We start from the raw sequence: 2,574 nt of genomic DNA, 5'->3' as shown, positions 1-2,574 counted from the left end.
TGTGCAGGGCGGTGACAAAACCAGCCACTGGAACGCCAGCGAAGTGCTGAGCGTGGCGGAGTAAAAACCGGCCAGTGGTAAGGCTGCCCTTTTGAGGGCGGCCGGGATGTATGCCGTGGAAGTTTACGCGAGTGTTCGGCAGTTTGTGTTTGTGCAGGGGCGCAGCCAGCGAGAGGCCGCGCGGGTATTTGGATTAAGCCGGGAGACGATTGGCAAGATCTGCCGATTTTCACTGCCACCTGGCTATACGCGCACGAAGCCGGTGGAGAAGCCGAAGCTGGGGCCTTTGCTGCCGGTGGTTGACGCGATTTTGGAAGGTGACCGGACGGCGCCGGTCAAGCAGCGACACACGGCGAAGCGGATCTTCGAGCGGCTGCGCGATGAATATGGCTATGGCGGCGGCTACACGGTGGTGAAGGACTATGTCCGGCTGAGCCGGGTGCGTGGCCGCGAGACATTTGTGCCGCTGGCGCACCCACCGGGGCATGCGCAGGTGGATTTTGGCGAAGCGGTGGGCGTGATTGGCGGTGTGGAGCAGAAGATCCACTTCCTGTGCATGGATTTGCCGCAGTCCGATGCCTGTTTCGTGAAGGCTTTCCCGCGCGAGACGACCGAGGCATTTCTGGATGGGCATGTATCGGCCTTCGACTTCTTTGGCGGCATTCCCCAGTCGATCCTCTACGACAACACGACGATTGCGGTGGCCAAGATTCTGGGGGACGGCAAGCGTGAGCGCACACGTGCCTTCAGCGAGCTGGTCAGCCACTACCTGTTTTCTGACCGCTTCGGCCGACCCGGCAAGGGGAATGACAAGGGCAAGGTCGAAGGGCTGGTCAAATACGCGCGCCGCAACTTCATGACGCCCAAGCCGCAGGCGGCGAGCTATGACGCACTGAACGCGGCTCTTTTGGAGCGCTGTCATGCGCGGCAAGGCGAACGTGCTGGCCGCCATGCCCAGACCATCGGTGAGCGCATGGTTGCTGACGTTGCGGCGCTACGCCCACTACCGCCGGTGCCATTGGAGCCATGCGAGAGGCGCAGCGCCCGTGTGTCATCGACGGCGCTGGTGCGGTATCGCGGCAATGATTACTCGGTGCCCACAAGGTTTGGGTTCCAGGATGTGGTGGTGAAGGGCTTCGTGGACGAGGTGGTGATCCTGTCCGGCGCCGAGGAGATCGCCCGCCATGTGCGCAGTTATGGCAGCGGCGATTTTGTGGCCGATCCGCTGCATTATCTGGCGCTGATCGAGACAAAGCCGAATGCTCTCGATCAGGCGGCTGCACTGCAGAATTGGGCCTTGCCCGATGTCTTTGCCCACCTGCGGCAATTGCTGGAGGGACGCATGGGCCGCAAGGGCAAGCGCGAGTATATCCAGGTCTTGCGCTTGCTGGAAGCGATGCCCATGGCCGTGGTGACCCATGCTGTCACTCAGGCGATCCACATGGGCGCGATCAGCTTTGATGCGGTGAAGCAGATCGCACTGGCCAGGATGGAACGGCGGCCCGCCAGGCTTGACCTGACGACCTATCCCCACCTGCCAAGGCTGGATGTGAAGGTCACGCAGGCGGCTGATTATGCGGCTCTGATGCCCCAGGTCTCGAAGGAGATGGCAGCATGAGCCGGGCGCCCGATGACAACCTGCCCACCGGCACCACCGCTGGTGCGCCACAGGTGCTGCTGGCCCACCACCTCAAGCAACTCAAACTGCCGACCGTTTTGCGCGAATATGAGAAAGTAGCCCGGGAGTGCGCGCGTGATGGTGTCGATCATCCCCGCTATCTACTGCGCCTGATCGAACTGGAACTGATCGACCGTGAGCGGCGCACTGTCGAACGCCGGATCCGTGCTGCCCGGTTCCCGGCCGTCAAAAGCTTCGATACCTTCGACTTCACCGCCATCCCCAGCCTCAACAAGATGCTGACGCTGGATCTGGCGCGCTGCGAATATATCCTGCGGCGCGAGAATATCATTGCGCTGGGCAATAGCGGGACGGGCAAAACCCATGTGGCGCTCGCCCTGGGGCTGGCCGCCTGCCAGAAGGGCTTCACCGTGACCTTCACCACCGCCGCGGCGCTGGTGAACCAGTTACTGGAAGCCCGCGACGAGAAGCGGCTGCTCAAGATGCAGCGCGAGTTGGCTGCAGTGAAGCTGCTGATCATCGACGAACTGGGTTACGTCCCGCTCTCGCCCACCGGCGCGGAGCTGTTGTTCGAGACCTTCTCCCAGCGCTACGAACGCGGCTCCACCATCGTTACCTCCAACCTGCCGTTTGAGGACTGGACGCAGGTGCTTGGGTCCGAGCGCCTGACCGGCGCATTGCTGGATCGTTTGACCCACCACGTCAGCATCCTGACCATGAATGGTGACAGTTACCGCCTAAAGCAGTCAGCCAGTCGCCGTCGCGCCACTGCCAGCGGGGCGGAGCAAAACCAGGCCACCGTCGACGAAAACTGACCCATCAAAACGGCCAAAAGCAAAGGGCCCCGATCGGGGCCCTTTGCTTTGCACCTGCCGCAACATCAGTGGCCTACTTTTACTCCGCCACAGTGGCCGGTTTTTGCTCCGCCGTTGACA

At 62.1% G+C, this 2,574-nt stretch carries 2 protein-coding genes; both read left to right on the top strand.

Annotation, left to right across the window (positions count from 1 at the left end):
* The first annotated feature begins 106 nt into the window (after positions 1-106).
* On the top strand, positions 107-1,618 hold the full coding sequence (istA, locus tag AX724_RS20960) for an IS21 family transposase (RefSeq protein WP_066770782.1): 1,512 nt from the start codon (positions 107-109) through the stop codon (positions 1,616-1,618).
* A complete protein-coding gene (gene istB / locus AX724_RS20955) occupies positions 1,615-2,454 on the top strand; it encodes an IS21-like element helper ATPase IstB (RefSeq protein ID WP_066770779.1) in 840 nt (279 codons plus the stop codon). The genes istA and istB overlap by 4 nt, the downstream gene beginning before the upstream one ends.
* The last annotated feature ends 120 nt before the right edge of the window (positions 2,455-2,574 follow it).

Origin of the sequence: Sphingobium sp. CCH11-B1 (assembly GCF_001556865.1) — a bacterium.
Classification (GTDB): domain Bacteria; phylum Pseudomonadota; class Alphaproteobacteria; order Sphingomonadales; family Sphingomonadaceae; genus Sphingobium.
This window is presented reverse-complemented; position numbering and strand designations above follow the sequence as displayed.

What these genes read in the sequence shown, in the direction of transcription:
- istA (WP_066770782.1), top strand. Translation starts at nt 107, where the DNA reads ATGTATGCCGTGGAAGTTTACGCGAGTGTTCGGCAGTTTGTGTTTGTG.
- istB (WP_066770779.1), top strand. Translation starts at nt 1,615, where the DNA reads ATGAGCCGGGCGCCCGATGACAACCTGCCCACCGGCACCACCGCTGGT.